Genomic DNA, 24,848 nt, shown 5'->3' with positions numbered 1-24,848 from the left:
CCAAATCAATTCCAATTAGCAACCCTTAACAATCCGACCACGGATTGCGTTTACTAAACTTTGAATTCGCACTGTTAACTCGGCTAAAACTCTGCATTAAAGCCGATCGCTCGGGTTTCGACAAAAGGGCGATCGCCCTTTTGCAGCCGCACTGAGGACTTTTATTACGACGAGGTGGCAAGACTCCGGCAAAGCATAAAAAGTGTCAGATTTTTAATTAAACAAGTAAAGATTGTCTGTATAAACATGATCGAACTGTAGATAGTATATCATACTAAAATAAAAGTAATTTCCGCTCATGAAGATACGTCACTTCAGCAAAACTCAGGCGATCCCATTGCAGCTCATATTGATGGTGCCATTTGTTTTGCAAATCTTTGGAGCGGTCGGTCTGGTGGGATATTTGTCGTTCAAAAATGGACAAAAAGCCGTAAACGACCTGGCGGCTCAGTTGATGCATCGAACCAGCATTTCGGTGAATCAACATCTGGAGGCTTATTTATCTATTCCGCATCAAGTGATTAAGATTAACGCCGATGCGATTCGGATGGGATTGCTAGATGTGCGCGATCGCCAAACCCTCGGTAAGTATTTCTGGCACCAAATGCAGACCTATGACCTGAATTACATCGGCATTGGACTGATCACGGGTGAGGGAGTAGGAGCCGCACGCTACGACCCCAAAAGCGTCGTGATTGATGATTGGAGTCCCAAACCGCCGAATAATGTCATTAATTATGCCACCGATAACAAAGGCGATCGCACTCACGTCGTGACTATTTATGATTGGGACAACTTGCAAGAACCCTGGTACACCGAACCCATGAAAGCAGGTAAACCCATCTGGTCGCGGCTCGTCACCGTAAATTATCCCAATTATCCCTACATCGCTGCTTCCGCTGGTCGCCCCATCTATGACGCAAATAATCGCTTGCTAGGAATGGTTGGAGTCGATATCCATCTGTTGAAACTGAGCCATTTCTTACGGAATATAGATCTCACTAGCTCAGGGCAGGTTTTCATCATCGAGCGCAATGGAATGTTGATTGCTAATTCTGCGAAAGAACAACCCTTTACCACCGTCAAAAACGAGATTCGGCGTTTGAAGGCGATCGACAGTGGCAATCCCATAGTGCAGGGAATTGCCAAACAAATCCAGCAACGCTTCAAAGGGTTTCAATCCATTTCTAAAGACACCGATCTCCGACTTGATTTTCAGGGAGAACTCTATTATGTGCAACTCACTCCCTGGCGCGACCAATATGGATTGGATTGGTTAGTGGTGGTGAGTGTGCCAGAAAGCGAGTTCATGGCACAGATTGATGCCAACACCCGCACCACAATCTTGCTCTGCTTAGCAGCATTGGGGGTAGCTTGTGGGATGGGCGTTCTCACCTCCGGCTGGATTGCCCGTCCGATTCTGCGACTGAATCGGGCGAGTGAGGCAATAACATCTGGCAACTTCGACCAAGCTGTAGAAGACAGCCGTATTCAAGAACTCAACGCCCTTGCCAACTCCTTTAACCACATGGCAAGACAACTGCGCGAATCCTTTACCGCCTTAGAAAAAAGTAATGCAGAATTAGAAGACCGGGTGGAAGACCGCACCGTTGAACTCAAAAACGCCCTAAGCGAGTTGCAACGCACCCAATCACAGATAATTCAAAGCGAAAAAATGTCTAGTTTGGGGCAACTGGTTGCTGGAGTCGCCCACGAAATTAACAACCCGGTCAACTTCATTCACGGCAACCTCGTCCATACACAGGAATACGCCCAAGATTTGTTAGGGTTCGTGCAGCTTTATCAACAGCACTATCCTAACCCTGCTGACGAAATTCAAATCGCAGCCGAAGAAATCGACATGGAGTTCTTGCAAGAAGACCTGCCAAAAATGCTGTCTTCGATGAAAATGGGTACCGATCGCATCCGCCAAATTGTCCTATCGTTGCAGAACTTTTCGCGGATGGCCGAAGCAGAGTTTAAACCAGTGGATATCCATGAGGGTATTAACAGCACCCTACTGATTTTGCAACACCGCCTCAAAAATAGACCGGAACGACCGTCTATTGAGGTGATTCAAGACTACGGTTCTCTACCCCTGGTGGAATGCTACGCGGGACAACTCAATCAGGTGTTTATGAATATTCTCACCAATGCGATCGATGCTTTAGAAGATGGCAATGCTAGTCGAACGTTTCAGGATATCCAGGCAAATCCCAATCAAATTAAAATTATGACTTCAGTGGTTGATGGCCACTGGGTGCAAATTGCGATCGCGGATAACGGGCCTGGTATTCCCCAAGACATTCAGCAACAGATATTCAATCCCTTCTTCACCACCAAACCGATTGGAAAAGGCACAGGGATGGGAATGTCTATCAGCTATCAAATTGTCACGGAAAAACATAACGGTAAACTGGAGTGCTTCTCTACTCCTGGTGAGGGAACCGAGTTTGTGATTCAAATTCCCATCCGCTAACACGTCAGCTAAGCTATGTAAGGCCAAGTATCACCCGTTATTAAACCATTTGACTAAATGCCTGTCACATATAGTCCTGGACGCAGAAACCGAGTTTTATAACCCCCATACTTCGTTCAAACCTTGAATAAGACTTAAAAACCCAATTGCTGTCGGAGCGCGGAGCTTCCTGACATATAAACTCTTAATAACAAAATCTAAACCCGTCACTTTAGTGGAGATTTTATGTTTTAACTCACATCTTGCAGCATTCTCAATAACAGGCTTTCCGGCCTCTCCTTAAGAATGAATTTCTTGTGGGTGGGCAGGAGAACCCGCCCATAAAAGCCTTAGGTCGAATGGTGCAACATCTCTGTTTTAACCTAATGTGGAGTTGACTACTTTATATGAAGGTTCAATTTCTCATTTATGAATCAATATCGTTCAGTCCTTGCCGTGTTGGGGTTTGGTTTTTGCCTTTTTGAACGCAGAGAAACTTTCGCTGACTCCAAGGAAGTTAAAAGCTAAAGAGCTTGTCGCTGAGCCTCCAACAATTCCTGAATCCCTATTTCTGCCACATCCAAAATTTGATTTAACTGACTCCGGCTGAAACTTCCTGCTTCCGCAGTTCCCTGAATTTCGATGATGTTCAAATCTCCATTCATCACCACATTACAATCAATTTCAGCCGCCACATCTTCAAGATAATTCAAATCTAAAAATGGCTCGCCTTCCAAAAGTCCCACAGACACGGCCGCCACTTGACGAATAATGGGCGATCGCACTAAATCACCTTTTTGCACCAACTTGTTCAAAGCGTCAGCCACAGCCACAAACCCGCCAGTAATTGAAGTCGTGCGAGTCCCCGCGTCCGCTTGCAAAACATCGGCATCCACAAGTATGGTGCGTTCGCCCAAGAGTTGCATATCCAAGCACGATCGCAAACTGCGCCCAATCAACCGCTGAATTTCTTGAGTGCGTCCCGATAATTTCATAAATTCCCGCTCTTGGCGCTGCGGCGTAGATCCTGGCAACATTCGGTATTCCGCTGTTAGCCAACCTTGTCCGGTATTCTCCAAAAATCTCGGCACTCCAGGCTTGATTGTAACGCTGCAAAGTACCTGAGTATCGCCACTTTTTGCTAGCACCGAGCCGCTAGCAAATTTGGTAAACTCTCGATCGAAACTAATCGGACGAAGTTGATTTGGTTGTCTGCCGTCGGGACGCTGGAAAGACATAATATTTAGGTGATTCGTAATGGGTAATTGGGAATTAAAAATTGGAAGTGGGCATTAATATTCCGGCTTTTTTTGATTCGTTACATATGCAGTCATTTAATCTAAAATCTAAAATCTAAAATCTAAAATGGTATGACTATTAGCCCTTAGCCTCGATCAATTTGAGAAGATCCTGCTGGACTTGTTCAGGGGATTGGTCGCCATTGACAGTTAACAGTTTGTTGCGGTGTTCGTAATACTCTAAAAGAGGAATAGTGCGTTCGTGGAACAAATCGAGGCGACGCTGTAAAATTTCAGGGTGGTCATCCGCTCGATCGCGCTCGATCGATCGCCTCAGCAAAACCTCGATCGGCACTTTCAACCAAATCGCCCAATCTAGCTGCTGAGCCAAATCGTTCAGCAAAAAATCCAACTCCTCAGCTTGAAAAGCCGTTCGCGGATATCCCTCCAACACCCACCCATTAAAGACATCCCACAGCAGCAGCCGGCGACCGATAAATTTAATCAAAATTTCATCGGGAACTAGCTCCCCTTTTTCCACATAAGGCACCGCGAACTTGCCCAAGTCTGTTTCACCTGCGATTTCCGCGCGGAGAATATCCCCTACTGCAAGCAAAGGAATGCTCACATTGCTGCACAGTTTTTCAGCCTGCGTTCCCTTCCCCGCTCCAGGCCCTCCCAGAATCACCAATCTCACAGTGCTTGCTCCTAGTGCCGCGACATTCAAATTCTACGCGATGTGTAGCTTTTCTTAACAGTCCTGGACTTCCCAAGACTTTCATCGCCTTGCTTTTTCACCGTCTAACTGTCTAACTAGGGCGCTCCCCGCCGTATTTTGGTAAAAAAAATCGGTTTTTGCGTCAGTGCTAATTGAGTTCAAAAATCGAACAAACGACTGCGAATGCCACTGCCGCTAGCTTTTGACAACTTGTATATCTAGTGTTCGATCGGATGTGCACTCGGCCCAGTACACTATATATTGTCAAGCAGGCTTCAGCCGCGCCAAGGTCGAAGCTGCACTCAAGACTTAGTTGCTGATTAAATATTGCCCTATGGTTGCTCAGTTACAAACCCCTAAACTCAATTTAACCCACAGCTTGCCCTACACAGTTCAAGGGCTGGTGCAAGTTTTTACAGGCCCGCACCGCTGCTTTTTTACCAGTGTCATGGCTCAAGCCCTCAGAATTGCAGGACAGGGAGCTCCGGTGCTGGCGGTGCAGTTTCTCAAAGGGGGAATTAATCAAGGGCATCAGCATCCGGTGCGGCTGGGGCAAAATTTAGATTGGGTGCGCTGCGATTTGCCCCGCTGCATTGACCAGGCAGATTTAGATGAGCTTGAGACGCGATCGATCGAACAATTGTGGCAGTACGTTCAAAATGCGGTGCGCGAAGGCCGTTATGCGCTAGTTATTCTCGATGAATTGAGTTTAGCGGTTAATTTGGGCTTGATTCCCGAAGCAGAAGTAGTGGCATTGATTGACAGCAAGCCGCATCATTTGGATATGATTTTTACCGGGCCATCCATGCCCCAAACAATTTTGGATGTTGCCGACCAAATTACTGAAATTCGCCGCAGTTAATGACAATAATTCAAGTTGCGATCGCCTTTTTAGCGGTCGCATTTTTTATGTAAAAACAAGGCGATCGCTTAGCTCAAAGAGCGATCGCACGCTTATCAATTTAGCAACTACATTACGCTGGAACTACCGGATCGAACACAACACTCAATCGATCCGCCGGAACCATCCGCTTGAGAATTTTCAAATGACCGTCTGCATCAGACCAATTGCGAAACTCACCCACAACCACCTTTTCGACATTCGGAAGCGAGCGAACTACAGTCCACGGCTTGAGACGTTTTTCTGGCAACATAATTATATCTCCTTGGTAAATTGGAGCCAAAGCCAGTCAACGATACTTATTCAGGGCCTAGGCCTGGCTTTTGACTTTCTAAACTTGCCCTTCTCTCAAAACATAGCACAAAAAAAATGGTTTGTAATTATATCTTTTTTTACGCTTTTTTTATACCTATTTTCTACATAACATATGATTAAACTCAAAACTTGTTAAATCTTTAATTCGCAACTCAAAACTATTTAATTACTAACACTTCCACTTCGCTAGCGTGCAGCGTGACTAATAACTTCTGCCTTCTGCCTTCTGCTTTCTACCTTCCTTCTACAAATCCCGCCGCGACAGTAGAAACCAGATCCCGCCCAAACCCAAAACACCGCACAAAACCCCGCCTTCCCACCCAAAAACAGTCCCCCCCGGCAAATGTCCAGGCTTTGCCTTAGAAGTAAAATTCAGCTCCGAATAGTATACCCACTGGCTGTTAACCCGCCAGCCCACTCGATCGCCAAACTTCTCCCAAACTGTAGCATCATAAACACCAGCTTTTCCCCCCGACTTTACCCACAAAGCCTTTTGCACAGAAAAACCGAATCTGCGGTGACTGTGCCGCACCCACAGTCGATCGATAGTCTGCAAATCCTTAGCTGGAAACTTCCTAATATCTTCCTCGCTCAAATAACCCCGTGAAACTTGCTCCATCACCTCCAGCATTTTCACAGAAGTTTCCTCATCAGCACCCCGCCAATTTTTAGCAGCCAGCAGCCTTGCCAAGTGAGAATAATCAATACCTTTTTCAGACTCTAAATTCTCAGAAAGTACCGGAGACTCAGCCACAGGTTGAGTCGGTACAGAAGGACTAAGAACAGTTGCCTGCTGCAACTTTTCCAGCCCTGGGACAACAACAACAGGAGGTTTTAAAGCCTCCAAAACTTCCACAGCAGATTTGTAGCGGTCTTTAACATATTCCTGAATCAACTTATCCAAAACCTGACCTAAATCCTGGCTAATTAGTGTTCCTTTTGGTAAAGCCTCCCTCCAAAGCCACCGGCCTTCAAGCGGGTCGTAAAGGTCATCGTGAATGTCCCCGTAGATATCGAGATAAGGCATAACAGAAGTCAGCAACCTAATGCAAGTCACGCCCAAACTGTAAAGGTCGCTAGCAGGAACAGCCCTACCGTGACGCTGTTCAAGAGCCGCGTAGCCGGGAGTTCCCAACTTAGTTCCTGTTTTCGCCGGAGCAGCAGCTACTACCTGTTTGGAAACCCCAAAATCTATCAGCACTAACTTACGATCGCGAGATCTGCGGATCACATTCTCAGGCTTAATATCGCGGTGAATTACATTTCTCTCGTGAACAAACTTCAATAAAGGCAACAAATCTAACAGCAGTTCGCTAGTTTTAATTTCGCTATAAGCACCGTACTTGTCTAATTCATCCTTTAAATTATTTCCATCAATAAACTCTTGCACCAAATACAAGCGACCATCTTCCTCAAAATAAGAAATTAACTGAGGAATTTGCGGGTGTTTCAGTTCGTATAACCGCCTTGCCTCTTGTTCAAACAGTCGAACATATTTTTTAAAATGAGTGGGCTTCCGCTGGAACTCTTGAGGGGGTGACAACTGTTTTATCACGCACAATTCCTCAAATTTTCCATGATTGACAGCTCGGAAAGTCCTGCCAAATCCCCCGTCGCGCAGCGGTTCAGTTGCTGCATAAAGGTCTTTTAGTAGCAGCTTTGAACCACAATTAAGACAATACTTTGTGCCTGGTGGGTTCTGACGCTTGTCTCTTGGGCAATCGAGATTAAGGCAGTATGTCATATATAAAAAAAATGCGAACAAAATTATACTCAGGGTTTTATATTATTCAAGAGTCCGATCGCGAGCTGGTTGTTGTAGAGGCTAGACCTCGAACCTTACGGAGGCAGCCACCCTCGCGATCGGAGGAGGCGTTCTCGCCCGACTGCCCCTGAGCAAGTATAACTCTCTTGAGGGTTTGACCTCAAACTCGAAGCCCAAATCTAACCTTAGACTTCGATCCGTGCAATACATTTGATTTAGCGGTCAAATAGCCAGCAGATTAAACAGAAATAGTAATTTATTACCAGCCCAGTTAGCTCTGCAACGCCGAAAAAAAACTTAGGATTCCGCCTGAGATATAATTTTATTGCCAGAGAGAAGCAGACTAACGGGAGCCACACCTTCCGTCAAGTTCGATCGACTTTAATATTTTACCAGTATATTTTTTTACCTAACCAGGCAAAATCAACAAATCAAAATTCCCCAACAAACGCACGTTAAAATAAATACTAGCTTCCTCGATCGCAATCCGAGCGGAACCAGACAATTAGCCAGTTTTCCCTGTTTCCTTTTTTCAGCTATTACCAGTTACATTTATTTCGATCTGTCTACTTAATTAGGAACCGCCAGTGACACTAAAACTACAGCCCTCTCCAACTCCAAACTCCCACAAAAAATCACCAAAAGTACCTTGGTTCGAGCGGTTGATGGCACTGGTCGCCCTAGGAAATTTAAGCCTAGTAATATTTGACTTAAGTTACGTACCCGGGCGAGATTTCTACTTTCGGCAACTGCCAGCTCTCACTCAAGTATACGACCCATTTAAAGGAATTAAACCCCACCGAGACACCCAGCAATATCTAGAAACCTTAGAAGAATTAAAAATTCAAGTAGTGCAAACAGGCTTGCCCTCCCCCCAAGTAGCAGCTAAATTGCAGGAAATAAACAATCTAAGCGCGAAAATGATCGAGGAAGATCCCTTTCGAGTAGCATCAAAAAGCGGCACCCTAGAAAAAATAAAAGACCGGATGCGCGATCGCGCCCCGAATCCGCAAGACTCGGCTACACAATCATTCCAAACATTCTGGAACCCAGACTATTTAAACAAACAAGGCTGGCAAAAAGAAATCAATTGGTTTGACGCCAAAATCAAGCCATTAATCGCCACCAACTATTACCGCGAGATCGGAGAAAACGGCGAATTCACCGATAACTTCTGGCAAATCGACCTGCCATTTATTGCTATATTCGCGATCGAATTTCTAGCCCGTACCTACTCGATCAGCCGCCGCCACCGCAGCGTCACTTGGCGAGCAGCCATGCTCTGGCGGTGGTACGACATCTTCCTCCTCCTCCCTTTCTGGCGCCTGTTGCGAGTATTACCCGTCACAATTCGCATTCACCAAGCCAAAATGCCGGATCTCCAACCCATACGCACCCAAATCAGCCGAGGTTTCGTCGCCAACTTCGCCCAAGAATTGACCGAAGTAGTAGTAATTCAACTCATCAACCAGATGCAACAATCAATTACCACAGGCGAACTCGCTCGTCAACTCTTTCAATCCCCAAAACAGCGCTATCTAGACATCAACAATATCAATGAAATAGAAGCGATCGCCACCCATCTAGTGCAAATAACGGTCTACAAAGTCCTCCCTCAACTCCAGCCAGACCTAGAAGCCCTGCTCCGGTACAATATTGAAAACTTCCTCAAACAATCCCCCCTCTATCAAGGATGGAAGCAAGTACCCGGCTTGGGAAACCTGCCCGAACAGCTAGCACAGCAATTAGTTGCAGAACTCTCAAAATTAGTCACTCTCGGCCCCCAAGATGCCTACGAAGCCTTCAAAATCGCCAGCGAAGACCCCACAAGCATCAAACTCTCAAGCCAGCTAGTCCAACATTTCGGGCAAGCTTTAGGAACCGAACTGCAACAGCAGCACACCTGGCAAGAAATACAACTGCTGCTGTGCGACTTCCTAGAAGAGTTCAAAATCAACTACATTCAGCGATTGAGCGAAGAAGACTTCGAGAAAATTTTAGAACAAGCCAAAGAACTGCAACGAATAGCCCCGCGTTAGGGCGTGTCATCACTCGGAAGTCCCCAAACCGTTCGGGCAAGTCTCCCCACAGAATGCCCGATCCGTAGCGGTACAACACCGCTTCCACGAACAACCGATTGTAGGCAGGCTGTCGCACACAAATAACCTTCACGTCCCGGCAACAAATCTTTGATCCTTTCTCACTGTTCATCCCGTAGGGCAAAACGGTGGCTTGTCCTGGCGATCGAATCCTTCTAGTCGGCTGTATCTCTACTTGACCTTCCTTTACATCAACTGATGACAAACCCTAGCCTCTAGGATTTGAAGAACCTTAAAATCATTGCCAGCCATGTGTTCACCTATAATACCAAATTCACTATTAAGCTTAGATAGTTTCCCAGAATTACAAGAATAGCCCTAACTCCTATCCTGTGTCATAATCCCCTCTGCTGCACCGCTTTACTTATTTTTTTCCTCCCCAATTAGCAATTACCCTGCTGTAACTCCTGCAAATAAAACTTGCTGGAATTGTAAAGGTTCATGTGCGATCGGCATTGTCTACGAGAGTCATCTGCAGGGTTGTGCATCAAATCTTCAGCGCAGTAGTTAGTTAGACGACCGTTAGGGTTCTCCGCGGCCTGGTGTGCCATGTTTTTTTTAGCCAGAGGGATCATTTTTTTTAGAGGTATATTATATTAATATATTATATGTAAGTTTGATGAAATTACACTTTTGGCAGCCAATCTGTAAAGTAAAGTTAAAAACTACTACAAATAGCTCTAAACCCAGTAATCTATTAAATAGGATTGCTAACTGCTTTCCTCAAAGCTAAAATTTTTTACAAATGCTAGAAAAAAAATCAGGCGCATCAGCATCTTTAGTCAGCTAGAATTATAACTATATTATAGAAAACACGTAAGTAGCCATGCTTGTTAAAGCAAGTTACTGTCTAAAAATTTTCAATAACTATTATAAATTGCTTTTCAATATATATTTACTCAGCCTCATTTCACTAAATCCACAGAGATTTTTCAGCCAACTCGTTACCCTAGGAGTAACAGCAATCAATGTCACAGACCTCTCCAACCACTTTCCTGTCAAACCGTTCTCAAAAAAAGCTGTCACTTCGCCTGATTTTAGTATTGCCATTCGTCGTGCAAATCTTTGCTGTTGTCGGGCTGACAGGCTGGCTATCCTTACGCAACGGGCAAAAAGCAGTCAACGAAGTTGCCAGCCAGTTGCGGAGTGAAATTACGGCCCGCATCCAGCAGCAGCTCAACACTTACCTAGACACAGCCCCTCGCGTCAATCAACTGAATGCCAATGCCCTTCGCCTAGGATACTTAAATCCAGACGAATTGGAGAGTATGGAGCGCTATTTGTGGGAGCAAATTCAAGCCTTTCCTTCTCTGCCCCAGATGGGTTTTGCTACTAAAACGGGAGAGTTCATTGCTATTGAACGCCAAGAGAATGGTCAAATATTTTTTAAAAGAGTAGATAAGGATAGTCGTACTGAATTTCATATTTATGAATCGGACAGCAAAGGCAATCAGACAAAGCTCTTAAAAAATTCTCCTAGCAACAATATACTCAACCGTTCATGGTATAAAGACAATGTACGCTTAGGCCGGCCCACATGGAGCGAAATTTTTCCGCTTACAGGTCAGAAAACGCTCTCCCTCCCTGCCGGACATCCAGTGTATGACGAAAGTGGCGAACTGCGCGGAGTATTCGTTGCTAATTTTTTGATCTCTTTCCTCAGTGACTTTCTGCAAAGCTTAAAAATCGGTCGATCGGGACAGACATTCATTATGGAACGTTCTGGACTCCTAGTAGGCAGTTCAACTCTCAAAGAAGCATTTATCACCAACAATGGCAAACTCGATCGCCTGAATGCTTTAGACAGCAAAGATGATTTAATTCGGCTGACAACAGCGCATTTAAAAGAACGCTTTGGCGACCTCAGTAAAATTAGCAGATCTCAGCAATTGGATTTTACGATCGCCGGTCACCGACAATTCCTCCAAGTTATGCCCTTTCAGGATAGCCGAGGATTGGATTGGCTGATCGTGGTCGTAGTTCCTGAAAGCGATTTCATGGATCAAATTAACGCCAATACCCAGACTACCATTTTGTTGTGTTTGGGGGCCTTGACGCTGGCTACCGTTTTGGGAATCTTAACCGCACGCTGGATTACCAGCCCGATTCTCCGGTTGAGCGCAGCTTCTAGGGCGATCGCCAGTGGCAACTTAGAGAAAAATGTGCAGGTAAAAGGCGTAGAAGAACTAGAAGTTCTGGGTCAGTCTTTCAACCTGATGGCACAACAGTTGCGCGAATCCTTTGAGGCGCTAGCCAAGACCAATTCCGAGCTAGAAATCCGAGTAGAAGAACGCACCGCCGAACTCACGGAAGCAAAACAAATCGCTGATACTGCCAACCAAGCTAAAAGTGAATTTTTAGCGAATATGAGTCACGAATTGAGAACGCCACTCAATGGCATTTTAGGATACGCTCAAATCCTAGAACGCTCGAAAACGATGGGCCCGAAAGAACTCCAAGGCATCACTATTATTCACCAGTGTGGCTCCCACCTGCTAACCCTGATCAATGACATCTTAGACCTCGCTAAGATTGAAGCTCAGAAATTGGAACTGTACGCGAAAGATTTCCATTTTCCTTCCTTTTTGCAGGGAGTCGCAGAAATTTGCCGCATCCGAGCCGAACAAAAAGGAATTGCTTTTGTTTATCAACCAAGTTCTGAAATGCCTCCTGGTATCCACGCTGACGAAAAACGGTTGCGACAGGTACTCATTAACTTACTGAGCAATGCAATTAAGTTTACCGACGCTGGAGGGGTGACTTTTAAGATAGAACATCTGGAAAATGGGACAGGCGAAAAGGTAAAAAGCAATGAGCAAAAGCCAGGCTCACCAATTCACAAAATTCGGTTTCAAATTGAAGATACTGGCGTTGGTATGACACCAGAACAATTAAAAAAAATATTTTTGCCTTTTGAACAGGTAGGAGACAGCAAGCGTCAGGCGGAAGGAACCGGCCTCGGTTTAACAATTAGCCAAAAAATTGTTGAAATGATGGGTAGTACCATTCAAGTAAAAAGTCAGTCAGGAGCAGGCAGTGTTTTTTGGCTAGATTTGGATTTACGGGAAGCGGCAGACTGGGCAAATACAACCACTATTGCCAAGCAACGAAAACTCGTGGGCTACCAAGGTAGAAAGCAGAAAGTTTTGGTTGTGGATGACAAATGGGAAAATCTCTCCGTCATTGTCAATCTGCTGGAACCCCTCGGATTTGAAGTAACCGAAGCTAAAAACGGTCAAGAGGGTTTAGAAAAAGTAGAAGAGTTTAAGTTCGATCTGATTATCACTGACTTGGTGATGCCAGTATTAGATGGCTTTGAGATGATGCGCCGTATCCGAAATTTGCCAGACTATAAAGAAGCGGCAATCATTGCTTCATCTGCCAGTGTATTTGCTACAGATCAACATAAAAGTTTGGAGCGTGGAGCCAACGATTTTCTGGGTAAGCCCGTGCAGGCAGAAGAGCTATTTGAGATGTTGCAAAAATATTTGGAAATAGAATGGATATATGACGAACTAAAAAAGGAAAAAATCAGCACAATTCCCCTTTCCTCAGCTCCTACATCACTTTCTGAATCGACCTCTTTCATGGCTCCCCCACCAGGAGAAATGGAACTTTTATTTGAACTGGCGATGAGAGGCAACGTGAAAGGAATTGTAAAACGCAGTGAACACCTAGAGAAGTTGGATCAGAAATTTGTGTCCTTTGCTGTTGAGCTGCGCCAGTTAGCCCAAGGCTATCAGGTCAAAAAAATCAAAGAGTTTATTACATCCCACAGGATAGAAAAAGAATGAAGGCAGCAAATATGGAAACAAGCACCATCTTAATCGTCGATGACAACCCTAGCAATCTGGACGTGCTTTCTGAAGCTTTAGCTGGTTCAGGATGGGAAATATTGGTAGCAATTGATGGCGAAACTGCCATAGAACAGGCTGAATACAGTCAGCCAGATTTGATTCTGTTAGATGTGATGATGCCAGGAATTGACGGGTTTGAAACCTGTCATCGGCTGAAGGCAAGTCCGTTGACAAACGAAATTTCGGTGATTTTTATGACGGCTCTTTCTGACATAGGAGATAAAGTCAAAGGCTTTAATTTAGGCGCGGTGGATTACATTACTAAGCCCTTTGAACAACAGGAGGTGTTAGCTCGTGTCAATTTCCATTTAAAACTGCGTTTTTTGACTAAAACTCTCGCACAGCAAAATCTGCTTCTCAAACGAGAAATTGAAGACAGGCTTGCAGCAGAAGCAGCGTTACATCAGCTCGCGCAGGAGTTAGAAAAACGAGTGGAAGAACGAACGGCTGAACTTTCTCAAGCTTTGGATAATCTTAAAAAAGCTCAAGTGCAAATCGTTCAAAGTGAAAAGATGGCTTGCCTTGGTCAACTTGTAGCTGGGGTGGCTCACGAAATTAACAATCCAGTTAGTTTTATCTCCAATAATATCCCTATTGCCAAGGAATATATTGCCGATTTGATCGGAATGACTCGGCTGTGCCAGCACAACGTTACTTCGACATCAGAATTTGAGGATAAATCCCAGGAGATTGAGTTAAATTTTATTGTTGAAGATTTGCCAAAAATTATTGATTCAATGGCGGTCGGAACAGAGCGACTTTACAATCTTTCTATGTCACTGCGTAATTTCTCTCGGTTGGATACATCGGCACTAACGCCAGTGAATATTCACGATGGGCTAGATAGTACCTTATTAATTTTAGCGCATCGACTGAAATCTAAAGGAAGTTTCCCAGGAATTGCAGTGATTAAAGAGTATGGAAAATTGCCGCTAGTCGAGTGTTATCCGGGGCAACTTAATCAGGTGTTTATGAATATATTGGCGAATGGAATTGATGCTTTAGAAGAGTCTACGATCAGTTGTCCGCTGTGTGGGGAAAAGAAACAGAGCAATGACAGTCCACAGATTCGGATCTGCACTGAAATGCTTCAGGATGACAGAGTGGTGATTCGGATTGCTGATAATGGGGTTGGCATAACTCAGGAAGTAATGCAGCATTTATTCACGCCGATGTTTACTACTAAATCAGTGGGTAAAGGCACAGGTTTAGGTTTGTCGATTAGCCGTGAGATCGTAGAAGGAAAACATGGTGGTAAGCTGAGCTGCATTTCCTCGCCCGAATGGGGGGTAGAGTTTGTAATTGAGCTTCCAATTCAGCATTAGTAATGGGGATTTTTTAGGGTTAATCTTAGTTTTGCTGCTTTGTCAATATACCGTTAATCATGGGATCGCCCATGTCTAATCTACCAATCACCATCACTGTCAAACTCTTGGCCGCCTATCAAGAAGCAGAGGGCTTGTCCGAACAGAAATTAGAATTTCCCCAAGAAACCTCCGTATCGCCAGTCCTAGAACGCCTGAGTGCCGCCAACAGTTCTAGGGGCGACCCACCCGCTTCGCTATCAACAAGGAATTTGCCCTCGCCCCACCCCACTCCAAAACGGTGATGAGTCGTCCTTATTCCCCCTGTCAGCTCTCCCCCTCTCCCCTCGGACGCTCCCCCGAGGGCGATTGGTTTGTCACCGGGCGGGCGATCGAGCTAAACTTAGAACAGAGGCCTCCCTTCGATCGAAAGAAGTCCTCAAACTTCTTGGAAGAAATTGTTTTACCTAGGAGTGGGTCAAGCCCACTTTTTTTGTTGCATTAGTCGCAGGAAAAGAGCTCAGGGCGTCTGACTTGCAAGTTGAGGACTGATTTAGTAGGGGTAATCCCCCCGCTTGAGATCCCTGCTGGGATGTTAGGTAAGTCCCAAAGTTGAAGACGAAAGTCGCAGCCACCTAATCAAACCACCTCAAAGCCAAGCAATCTCAACACCAAATTTTTCCTTGCCGTGTCCGAGTTCAGGAGTTTTAACTTAAGTATTCGATATGACTCATCCCCTAATCCCACAAATCATTGACTTAGCTACCCCCGTTGCGGAAACACTGGGATTGGAAGTAGTGGGAGCAGTGTTTCACACCAACCAAAATCCTCCCGTCTTGCGGGTAGACATCCGCAACCTCCAACAAGACACCGGTTTAGGCGACTGCGAGCGCATGAGCACAGCCCTCGATGCCGAGTTAGAGGCAGCCGACATCATACCCGATGCCTACGTGCTAGAGATTTCCAGTCCCGGAATATCCCGATTGCTCAGCAGCGATCGAGAATTCATTACCTTTAAAGGTTTCCCCGTGACAGTCAAAGCCACCGAACCGGACTCGCGAATCAAAGAGTGGAAAGGACTGCTCCTGTCCCGGGATGAAACAGCGGTTTATCTCAATCAAAAAGGGCGACAGGTTAAAATTCCCCGCCCCCAGATTGTCAAAGTTGAACTAGACGAAGGAAAGGAGAGGTAAAGGGAAATTTTGAGTTTTGAGTTTTGAGTTTTGAGTTTTGAGATTGCCTCGCAGCAAGCTGAAAACGCTTTGCTGCGATTTGATTTTTAACAATCCTATCTGTAGCTGCGGGTTGAATAGGGACAACAAATAAATTGTTACAGCACCGAGTTACCCTAATCCAATCCAGTAACTCATCACTCCTCTTTCATCACTTTTCCTTGAAACTTTTCAAGTACAAATTACCGATTACCAGTTACTTATTACCACAGCAAAAAAGGAGCGTTTTATATGTCAATGGTTCCCCTGCCCGGACTAAAAGAAATGGTCGAAGGTATTAGCAAAGAACGCAATTTACCCAAACACGCCGTCCAAGCAGCCTTGCGAGAAGCCCTGCTCAAAGGATACGAACGCTACCGCCGTACCCAAAAACTCGATCACTTCAGCGAAGAATACTTCGACAACTTTGATGTAGAACTCGACGCAGAACAAGAAGGTTTCCGCGTTTTAGCCAACAAAACTATTGTCGAAGAAGTCATAAATCCCGATCACGAAATCTCACTTACGGAAGTGCAAGAAGTAGCCACGGAAGCTCAACCGGGCAGCATCGTGCTCGTAGATGTAACACCAAATCAAAAAGAATTTGGTCGCATGGCCGCCATCCAGACGAAACAAGTTCTAGCTCAAAAACTGCGCGACCAACAGCGCAAAATGATTCAAGAAGAGTTTAAAGATTTAGAAGAAACCGTTCTTCAAGCAAGAGTGCTCAGGTTTGAGAGGCAGTCGGTAATTTTAGCAGTCACCAGCAGCTTCGGTCAGCCAGAAGTAGATGCCGAACTCCCTAAGCGGGAACAGTTGCCCAACGACAATTACCGGGCCAACGCTACATTCAAGGTTTATCTCAAAAAAGTAGGCGAAGGCTCTACTCGTGGGCCGCAGTTACTTGTTTCTAGAGCGGACGCAGGTTTGGTGGTTTACCTGTTTGCTAACGAAGTACCAGAAATCGAAGACGGGGTGGTGAGGATTGTCGCCGTAGCCAGGGAGGCAAATCCGCCCTCCCGGCACGTCGGCCCCCGGACTAAAATAGCAGTTGATACTCTCGATCGCGACGTAGATCCCGTAGGAGCCTGCATCGGAGCGCGGGGATCGCGGATTCAGGTAGTAGTCAACGAATTGCGCGGCGAAAAAATAGACGTGATCCGGTGGTCTCCAGACCCAGCAACTTATATTGCCAACGCTCTGAGTCCCGCTAGAGTAGATGAAGTGCGTTTAGTTGCTCCCGAAGGCAGGAGAGCTCACATTTTGGTCGCTGAAGACCAACTGAGTCTTGCCATTGGCAAAGAAGGTCAGAACGTGCGCCTCGCAGCTCGCCTCACCGGTTGGAAAATCGATATCAAAGATATTGCTAAGTACGATCGCGCGGCCGAAGACAGCAAATTGGCAGCAGAAGCAACTAGGCTCGAAGAACTAGCAGGCGACTACGATGCAGACGAAGCGGGCGACTACGACGAGGAAACCGCAGAATTTGAGGAAGAGGAGGCAGTCGCCACGGAGGAAACAGAAGCCGCCGTCTAAAAACTGTGACATTTACCGAAGAAGAATTCAGAATTCAGGAGCCAGAATCCAGAATGGGTTCTGTGCGACAGGATGGAGAATCGAGGTTGAAATCCCGCGATTTTAATCGGGGATCGCAAAAAATTTTTTCCGTGACCGTTACCCCTGACTTGGGACATGGCGTATTTTGAATTCTGAATTCTGTCTTCTGACTCCTTGTCATAAAATTTTCTCTCTTCGGGAGACAAGGAGGACTTGTCCCCTACTGCCCCCTCTCCCCCTACTCCCTCTCTCACAAGAAATGAAATCGAACTACCGGTGCTGTGCAAGTTGTCGAAAAATAGCTCCTAAGGAAGCTTTTTGGCGAGTAGTCAGGCTCTATCCTTCTCATCAGGTACAATTAGATCGTGGCATGGGCCGATCTGCTTACCTTTGTCGGGAAGGCGAATGCCTCAAAGCAGCTCAGAAAAAAAATCGACTTGGGCGATCGCTCAAAGCGCCTGTGTCTGACGAACTGTACCAAACACTTTGGCAGCGTTTAGCCACATCTGACTGTACATCTTACTCTGACCGGGCCTGACGAAAAACCGACAATAGTTCGGTATCGACTGTATAAACCCTCTTGGCAGCCCTACCAGTAATTACCGGTAGCGCCAGCTATAAAACCCCAATCCGATCTGCCCACCAGTCTGGAAAGATTTGTGTCAGATTAGATAAGGGTAGGGTACTACCAGAGGTATCCTCAAGGTGGAAAGGCAAACTTTGAAGCTTGAGAGAGTGGGTTTTGCCAAAACTCAGACTTCGGAGTTCCAAGTTCCCAAACAGACTTGAGAATTCTTCAACCGCAGACTTCAGCGAGTTGCATCTTTTAGATAAAATTGCTGAGCGAGTACCAAAACCCCGATTCCTGACACTGAATCAATCACAGCGAATGATGTCGTCATTAGAACAAAAAATCACAATGTAAAAACTGGTTGGCACAAAAGAGGGCAGAGTGGATGAACAACGGCAAAGTAAGAATTTACGAATTATCACGGGAACTAAATTTGGATAATAAAGACATCTTGGCAGTTTGCGAGCGGCTCAATATTTCAGTCAAGAGCCACAGCAGCACAATTACAGAATCAGAAGCAGAGCGCATTCGCAAAACGGCGGAAAAATACGTAGCCAGCAGCCACTCTTCCCCCGGCAAGCCAGCTCCCCCCGAAAGAGCAGCAGCGCCATCTAGAGAATCTGGCCCTCACCCTAACGACCAACAAAAAAAGCAACAAATTTTAGAAATACGCAGTCCAAAAGTACGGCCGGCTGGTGCAAACTCCCAGCCTGCGGGCAACGAGGAGCAAAAAACCCAGCCTGGGGCCACCGTGGCAACTCCTCCCAAGTCGCCCGCAGCTCAACAACTCCAGCCTCCAGCTAAACCAAATATCAATCGACCTGTACTGTCCAAGCCAAATGTCGCTGTCTCGGCGGCTCCGTCAGAAACAGTGTCGGAAACAGTGTCGGAAACAGTAGGTGCGATCGCGGAAACAACCGCGCAGGCTCAGGCACCTCTGACACCTCAACCTTCATTGGAAAAGGCTCCCGAACGCACCAAGCAACCGCCGCTCGCTCCCCCCGGGCCGTCGGCCAAACTCACGTCGCCGCCAGTTAGAGCAGCGTCCGAGTCGGCTAGCCGTACCCCACAAAATCTGGGAAACAAGCCGGTACTCAAACTTGCAAAAACCGAGCAAGAGCAATCAGAACAGTCAGAAACTCTGGAAGCGCCGGCTAAACCGAGCCGCCCTAGCAGACCTGCACCGGGAACTGCTACCGAATCTCGCGACGCGCAAAGACCGCGCCGGGAAGGCGTTGGTGGCCCAGTAAAAACTCAACTGGCCGATCGACCCCAGCCCGGCGGCCCGCGCCGGAGTCTTGCCCCCGCAACGTCAGCTACCGGGCTGCGCAGCCGGGGCGGTGGCACCGCAGCCATAGGGGATGACACTGATGACAATGAAGAAGATAATACGCCGTTGCTGGAGATTCCTCTCCTCGAAAGGCCCTCCCTCCCTCGTCCTGCCAAAAAGACATCGGTCATTTGGGAAGAAGATGATGACGAAAACTCAGATGCTGCTAAAGCTGCTAAGGCTGTTAAGGCAAAACGTTCTCGCCTCAAACCCATAGACGAGGATGATGATGACTTAGAAAACGGCTTGGATCTGCCAGCACCAGTCACGGTCAGCCTGTCCCTAGCCCGCCCAGCTAAAGCGAAGGGACAAGCAGCACCCAAGTCAACACCAACTCCGGGCGCACCCGGAAGCAGCGGAAAAAATAAGAGACCAGGCCCTTCTCACGATAAAAGTTCTTCTTCAGGCTCCAGCGGGGGACGCGGCAACCGGGGCAAGACAGCGGAAGCTAAGGTAGAACGTCCAGAAAAGCTGCTGCTGAGCAGGCCGATGACCGTTCAAGAACTAGCAGTTACTCTGGCTGTTCCCGAAACCGAAATTATTAAGCGGCTTTTCTCTAAAGGAATTGCGGTAAATATTACCGAAACCCTGGACATTCCAGCGGTGAGGATGGTAGCCGAAGAAATGGGCGTAGAGGTGGAAACGCCAGAAAAAGTAGCCCCAGCTATCAAAGTGATCGAGATGCTGGATGCAGCGGATTTGGAATACCTCGAACGCCGTCCCCCAGTAGTAACGATTATGGGTCACGTGGATCACGGCAAAACTACGTTGCTCGACTCGATCCGCAAAACCAAGGTGGCTCAGGGAGAAGCTGGGGGCATTACCCAGCACATCGGTGCTTACCACGTAGATGTGGAACACGAAGGCAAGAGCCAGCAGGTGGTATTTTTGGATACGCCCGGCCACGAAGCCTTTACAGCGATGCGGGCTCGGGGAACACGGGTTACGGACATCGCCATCTTGGTGGTGGCGGCGGACGACGGCGTGCGACCCCAGACAATTGAAGCGATCAGCCACGCGAAAGCGGCGAAAGTGCCAATTGTCGTGGCTATCAATAAAGTTGACAAGGAGGGTGCTCAGCCGGAACGGGTGAAGCAAGAGCTTACTGAGTACGGTTTGGTGGCAGATGACTGGGGCGGCGATATCACGATGGTTCCAGTCAGCGCGATCCGAGGCGAAAACCTGGATACGCTGTTGGAAATGATTCTGACAGTGGCGGAAATGGAAGACCTCAACGCCAACCCGCACCGACCGGCTAAGGGTACTGTGATTGAAGCTCACCTCGACAAGGCAAGGGGGCCTGTGGCAACTCTGCTGGTGCAGAACGGCACTCTGCGAGTGGGCGATATTGTGGTCGCAGGCTCGGCTTTGGGCAAGGTGCGGGCAATGATCGATGACCGAGGCGAGCGCGTAGAGCAAGCAACTCCATCCTTCGCGGTGGAAGTGCTAGGGCTGCGGGAAGTTCCTCGCGCCGGAGACGAGTTTGATGTCTTCGCAAACGAAAAAGAAGCTGCTGCGATCGCCTCTGGAAGAGCTACATCCCAAAGAGATTCCCGCCTGCTGCAAGGCGGCCGGATCAGCCTCAGCGGCTTCTCTCAACAAGCTAAGGAAGGCGTTCTCAAGGAACTCAACTTGATCTTGAAGGCAGATGTCCAAGGCTCCCTCGAAGCAATTGTCGGCGCTCTGACTCAACTTCCTCAAAAAGAAGTTCAACTCCGACTGCTGCTATCTGCTCCTGGGGAAATTACAGAAACGGATATTGACCTCGCTGCAGCCAGCAACGCTGTAATTATCGGGTTCAATACTACTCTCGCCACTGACGCTCGCCTCGCCGCCGACCAAGCAGGCGTAGACGTGCGGGAATACAGCATCATCTACAACCTCTTGGATGACATTCAAGGGGCGATGGAAGGCCTGCTGGAACCCGAATTGGTGGAAGAACCTTTGGGTCAAGTCGAAGTGCGCGCTGTCTTCGCGATCGGTCGCGGGGCTGTGGCTGGATGTATGGTACTCTCTGGCAAAGTCATCCGTAACTGTAAGGTGCGGGTGCGTCGGGGCAACAATGTCGTTTACGAAGGTGTCCTCGACTCCCTAAAACGGATGAAGGAAGATGCCAAGGAAGTCAATGCGGGCTTTGAATGCGGCATTTCCTTGAGCGGGTTTAGCGACTGGGCGGAGGGCGATCTTATTGAAGCCTACCGGATGGTTACTAAGCGCCGGACTCTATCTCAATAGTTTTGAGTTGTGAGTGTTGGGTTGGAAGAGAAGTTTTGAGCGAAGGCAACTACATTGCCGATCGCTCGCCACTATTCTCTTCACTCAATACTCCCAAACTCATCACTCGCAACTTTTGTTTTCAACTTATAGCAGAAGGAAGAAGGAAAAAGGTTTTAGTAATCTGGGAGAGAAGGAAGTAGCAATAAAAGCAGAGATGTCAGCAATTAAAAACGTCCTAATCGTCTTGCCTGTTGCTGAAAATTTAAAATTTAAAACTCAAATAAGACTTACGCAAAGCAACCGATATTCTTCCCAAAAAGCTCGGTTTGACCGCTAGATATGTACTCTTCGCACCGGATTTCTGGGTCAAGAGTGCGTCTCAGACTGTTAAAACTCATAACTCATAACTCATAACTCATAACTATTTAAAGTGCGTTCTTTTTGGTCAGATACTTTTTTGTGGATTCATCTTTCTGGGGCGGCTACACTGCCGATTTTCCTGGGACTGTGCTTGCTGGGACTCGCAGTGGGTTCTCCCCTGCTCCCTGTGTGGTTAGAAATGTTTTTAGTGGCTGTAGCAGGTATTGTTCCTGTGCTGTTGATGCAGTGGTTCCGCCCTTTTTACATTTTTAGTATTTTAGTGGTGGCGGTGAAACCGCAGAATTTAACTTCTTTGCAGCAGCGGATTCTGACTCGGTTTAAAACTAAGTTAAATAAAGGAATCGCTCTTTTTGTTGCTGTTTTGCTGGCAGTTATTTTGTGGCAGCTCTACCGCTTCGCTCCCCTCGCGGCTTCGGTGGCTCCCTTTCCTCCTTCCTTGCGGTGGGCTGGATTGTTGTTGGCAGCTTCTGCTTTTTTCGCTAGCAATTTGTTTTTGCAGGTGTCTGCTAGTGTCATGGGGGTTTTGCTGACGCCGGAATCAGAATTTGCAGCGACAAAGCCTCATGTTTTAGAAAAAATTCGGCAGGATTTTACGATCGCGCCTTGGCAAGTCTATCGACTTTTGCCGGCTTTTGCAGCCGAGACAACTGCCGCTGTGGCTGCACCCGCAGAGCCAAGGGGGCAAGCATCCGGCATAGGGAATTCGTCAGGCGGCAGTATTGTCAACCCAAAACCTGCTGACATCAACGGCGTTACATCTCTACCGGAAGAGTCGAACGAAAAAAAGTGAAATAAAAAATTAATATGGGCACACTTGTAGTTTAAGCTACTTTACTTTGGACAGATGTATGCTTTGAAAAAAATAAGAAATTCCCCTCCTATGATTGAGATTATTAATAGTCTTAATATTTAATTTTTAATCGCAGGCTGTGGATATTTTATATTGGTTATTTGGAGAGAAGAATCTATAATAGAGAGTGTCAAGGTAAGCTTTCAATCCTTACAGGGGATTAAAACAGAGGTATAACAATATGGCGAATTATCTACCGCTCTCACAACAGCCTCAAGCCGGAGAGCCGATCGAGCTGTGCGAAGATTCTGAAATCTGGGGCAGTCTCAAAGAAGCGATCGGCGCTAGTTCAGGATTTCAACGCTGGCAGCTAGAACTCAATTTTGAGCGTCAGCAGCAAAATGCCACCATCGATCAGCAGGTTCGTTCCTATCTGCGGGAAACTTTAGAAACTTTGGCTTACTGAATTCCTTAAAACCAAATATTGTCACGGTTTGTGAATTTTACAGGCAAATTCTGCTGGCATCCCCTCCAATATGCTAAGTGAGTACCCAAAGTGAGCAAGAGCCCAACTTCGGACATCAAATTGCAGGGGAGAGTATTTCTGCTTACTAAGTCTGGATTAATTCCCGCATTTTACTTGCAGCACACGATCAGAAAAATCAAGAAAAAATTAGCCTAAAACCCCCCATACAAAGCGACTGCAGCCGCTATCTATTGACGTGACCGTTGCCGAAACTCTTTATAATAAGGCTGAAGCAAAATAAAATTAATAGTGCGGTCGTGGCGGTACATCAAGCCGTCCCAATCACCGTGTTTACACATCTTTTGCACCGTAAGTCCTATTAAATACTGTACAACCAGAGTTGAGGAAAATGCGCTTAGTCATAGTTCAGTATGCCGGCGATTACGCAGAAGCCTTTCAGCGTTTAGCCAAAGGTGGAAGCGAAACATACTACGCTCAAAAATATTCTGTTGATGCCGTTACCGAGATGGCAAAACGAGCGGAGTCCGTAACTGTTATTTGCTGCATGACACCAAAATTTGAGGATTTGGTTCTAGAAAACGGCGTGCGGGCGATCGCTTGCGGATTTAATCACAAAATTAATTACCCAAAATTGATCCAGTTAATTGCCGACCAAAAGCCGACTCATTTAGTGATGCGGACGACTCTTACAGATGTTTTTAAGTGGGCAATTAAAAACAAAATTAGAACCATCGCTGTATTTGCAGAATCTATTGCGACCAGAAGTTGGCGAAATAAAATCCGCAACTATTTCCTAGCCAAGTTGTTGAATAACAAGCAAATAGAATGGGTAGGGACTTACTGCCTTACTTCATCTTTATTGTTCAAACAAATTGGAGTGAAACCAGAGAAAATAATTCCTTGGGACTTCCTGATAGAGACCAATCCCGGCTCTTTGTCGCCGAAAGAACTCCCACCGACCCTGAACACTTTGAAACTCTTTTACGCGGGCTTGTTAATACAAAGCAAGGGAGTTGGTGATATTTTAGAAGCCGTAGCCAAGCTAAAAGAGCGGAATATATCAGTTAACTTAAAATTGGCAGGTACAGGCGAAGAAGAGTTTTTGATTAAGCGAGTCGAACAGTTGCAAATTAAAGATTCTGTAGAATTTCTGGGAGTAGTACCAGCTCAGACTATAGAACCTTTAATGAGAGAATGCGATCTCGTTGTGGTTGCTAGCAGGCACGAATATCCCGAAGGTTTTCCACTGACAATCCAGCACGCTTTACGCACTCAAACACCGATAGTAGCTTCGGATCACCCGATGTTTAAAATCTATTTGAAGAACGGCGTTAATTCCATGATTTTTGAGGCGGGGAACTCTCTGGCTTTAGCCGAATCTATCGAAAAAGTAATTTCGGATTCAGCGCTTTACCACAATCTTTCTGTCGCTTCTCACTCAACCTGGTATGAGTTGCGCCTACCTGTCAAATGGGCAGAATTGATCGATCGCTGGCTGGATGATTCCCCTGAAAGCAAACAGTGGTTATTTGACAAACGGCTGGCTTCTGGAGGCTACAACTCAAAGCAAAGTTAATAATTAGGTCGCTCTAATTAAACTTGAGTAGGACTTATATGTAGTCCTGTCATATAACCACCATCAGGCAAGT

The 24,848-nt window shown here is 46.5% G+C and carries 18 protein-coding genes and 1 pseudogene; 14 read left to right on the top strand and 5 right to left on the bottom strand.

The features are described from left to right. The first annotated feature begins 298 nt into the window (after positions 1-298). Complete coding sequence (locus QUA54_RS19100) at positions 299-2,479, top strand: ATP-binding protein (protein WP_333415869.1); 2,181 nt, start codon at positions 299-301, stop codon at positions 2,477-2,479. A 503-nt stretch (positions 2,480-2,982) separates the two neighbouring features. Here QUA54_RS19100 and rph read toward each other — a convergent pair. Further along, on the bottom strand, positions 2,983-3,696 hold the full coding sequence (rph, locus tag QUA54_RS19095) for a ribonuclease PH (protein ID WP_333415868.1): 714 nt from the start codon (positions 3,694-3,696) through the stop codon (positions 2,983-2,985). Between the two features lie 139 nt (positions 3,697-3,835). Next, entirely contained in the window at positions 3,836-4,393 is a 558-nt protein-coding gene (locus QUA54_RS19090) for a nucleoside monophosphate kinase (RefSeq protein WP_333415867.1), read from the bottom strand. Between the two features lie 355 nt (positions 4,394-4,748). On the opposite strand from QUA54_RS19090, the gene QUA54_RS19085 reads away from it, so the two are divergent. Then, positions 4,749-5,276, top strand: a complete 528-nt coding sequence (locus QUA54_RS19085) for a P-loop NTPase family protein (RefSeq protein WP_172193072.1) — start codon at positions 4,749-4,751, stop codon at positions 5,274-5,276. A gap of 112 nt (positions 5,277-5,388) precedes the next feature. Here QUA54_RS19085 and QUA54_RS19080 read toward each other — a convergent pair whose 3' ends face one another. Next, entirely contained in the window at positions 5,389-5,568 is a 180-nt protein-coding gene (locus tag QUA54_RS19080; protein WP_333415866.1) for a hypothetical protein, read from the bottom strand. Between the two features lie 306 nt (positions 5,569-5,874). After that, positions 5,875-7,374, bottom strand: a complete 1,500-nt coding sequence (locus QUA54_RS19075) for a GUN4 domain-containing protein (RefSeq protein ID WP_333415865.1) — start codon at positions 7,372-7,374, stop codon at positions 5,875-5,877. 608 nt (positions 7,375-7,982) lie between these two features. Between QUA54_RS19075 and QUA54_RS19070 the strand changes: the two genes are divergently transcribed. After that, positions 7,983-9,434, top strand: coding sequence for a hypothetical protein (locus QUA54_RS19070; protein ID WP_333415864.1), 1,452 nt, complete (start codon positions 7,983-7,985; stop codon positions 9,432-9,434). Between the two features lie 13 nt (positions 9,435-9,447). Here QUA54_RS19070 and QUA54_RS19065 read toward each other — a convergent pair. Further along, a pseudogene (locus QUA54_RS19065) lies at positions 9,448-9,589 on the bottom strand (IS5/IS1182 family transposase); the annotation flags it as partial. Positions 9,590-10,462: 873 nt separating this feature from the next. Here QUA54_RS19065 and QUA54_RS19060 point away from each other — a divergent pair. From QUA54_RS19060 to QUA54_RS19010, 11 genes are all read left to right on the top strand, one after another. Further along, entirely contained in the window at positions 10,463-13,288 is a 2,826-nt protein-coding gene (locus tag QUA54_RS19060) for an ATP-binding protein (protein ID WP_333415863.1), read from the top strand. After that, complete coding sequence (locus QUA54_RS19055; protein ID WP_333415862.1) at positions 13,285-14,676, top strand: response regulator; 1,392 nt, start codon at positions 13,285-13,287, stop codon at positions 14,674-14,676. The genes QUA54_RS19060 and QUA54_RS19055 overlap by 4 nt, the downstream gene beginning before the upstream one ends. Before the next feature lie 71 nt (positions 14,677-14,747). Further along, a complete protein-coding gene (locus QUA54_RS19050; RefSeq protein ID WP_333415861.1) occupies positions 14,748-14,960 on the top strand; it encodes a hypothetical protein in 213 nt (70 codons plus the stop codon). A 420-nt stretch (positions 14,961-15,380) separates the two neighbouring features. Then, the gene (gene rimP, locus QUA54_RS19045; RefSeq protein ID WP_333161177.1) at positions 15,381-15,848 is read left to right on the top strand and encodes a ribosome maturation factor RimP; all 468 of its coding nucleotides are present in this window, start codon (positions 15,381-15,383) and stop codon (positions 15,846-15,848) included. A gap of 270 nt (positions 15,849-16,118) precedes the next feature. Then, a complete protein-coding gene (gene nusA, locus QUA54_RS19040) occupies positions 16,119-17,402 on the top strand; it encodes a transcription termination factor NusA (protein WP_333415860.1) in 1,284 nt (427 codons plus the stop codon). A gap of 280 nt (positions 17,403-17,682) precedes the next feature. Further along, complete coding sequence (locus tag QUA54_RS19035; protein WP_172191971.1) at positions 17,683-17,961, top strand: YlxR family protein; 279 nt, start codon at positions 17,683-17,685, stop codon at positions 17,959-17,961. A gap of 418 nt (positions 17,962-18,379) precedes the next feature. Next, positions 18,380-21,559: a translation initiation factor IF-2 gene (gene infB / locus QUA54_RS19030; RefSeq protein WP_333415859.1), complete on the top strand. Its 3,180-nt coding sequence runs from the start codon at positions 18,380-18,382 to the stop codon at positions 21,557-21,559. Between the two features lie 2 nt (positions 21,560-21,561). Next, positions 21,562-21,741 (top strand): hypothetical protein, encoded by a 180-nt coding sequence (locus QUA54_RS19025; protein ID WP_333415858.1) that lies wholly within the window; start codon positions 21,562-21,564, stop codon positions 21,739-21,741. Positions 21,742-21,971: 230 nt separating this feature from the next. Beyond that, the gene (locus QUA54_RS19020) at positions 21,972-22,712 is read left to right on the top strand and encodes a low-complexity tail membrane protein (RefSeq protein ID WP_333415857.1); all 741 of its coding nucleotides are present in this window, start codon (positions 21,972-21,974) and stop codon (positions 22,710-22,712) included. Positions 22,713-22,953: 241 nt separating this feature from the next. Further along, positions 22,954-23,178 carry a hypothetical protein gene (locus QUA54_RS19015; protein WP_333190842.1) on the top strand — a complete coding sequence of 75 codons (225 nt, stop codon included), beginning with the start codon at positions 22,954-22,956 and terminating at the stop codon, positions 23,176-23,178. A gap of 409 nt (positions 23,179-23,587) precedes the next feature. Beyond that, positions 23,588-24,775 (top strand): glycosyltransferase, encoded by a 1,188-nt coding sequence (locus QUA54_RS19010; RefSeq protein WP_333415856.1) that lies wholly within the window; start codon positions 23,588-23,590, stop codon positions 24,773-24,775. The last annotated feature ends 73 nt before the right edge of the window (positions 24,776-24,848 follow it).

The sequence above is a fragment of the Microcoleus sp. MOSTC5 genome, from assembly GCF_036701825.1.
Taxonomy (GTDB): Bacteria; Cyanobacteriota; Cyanobacteriia; order Cyanobacteriales; family Microcoleaceae; genus Microcoleus; species Microcoleus asticus.
The sequence above is the reverse complement of the archived record's forward strand: the minus strand, read 5'-3'. Positions and strand labels throughout refer to the sequence as shown.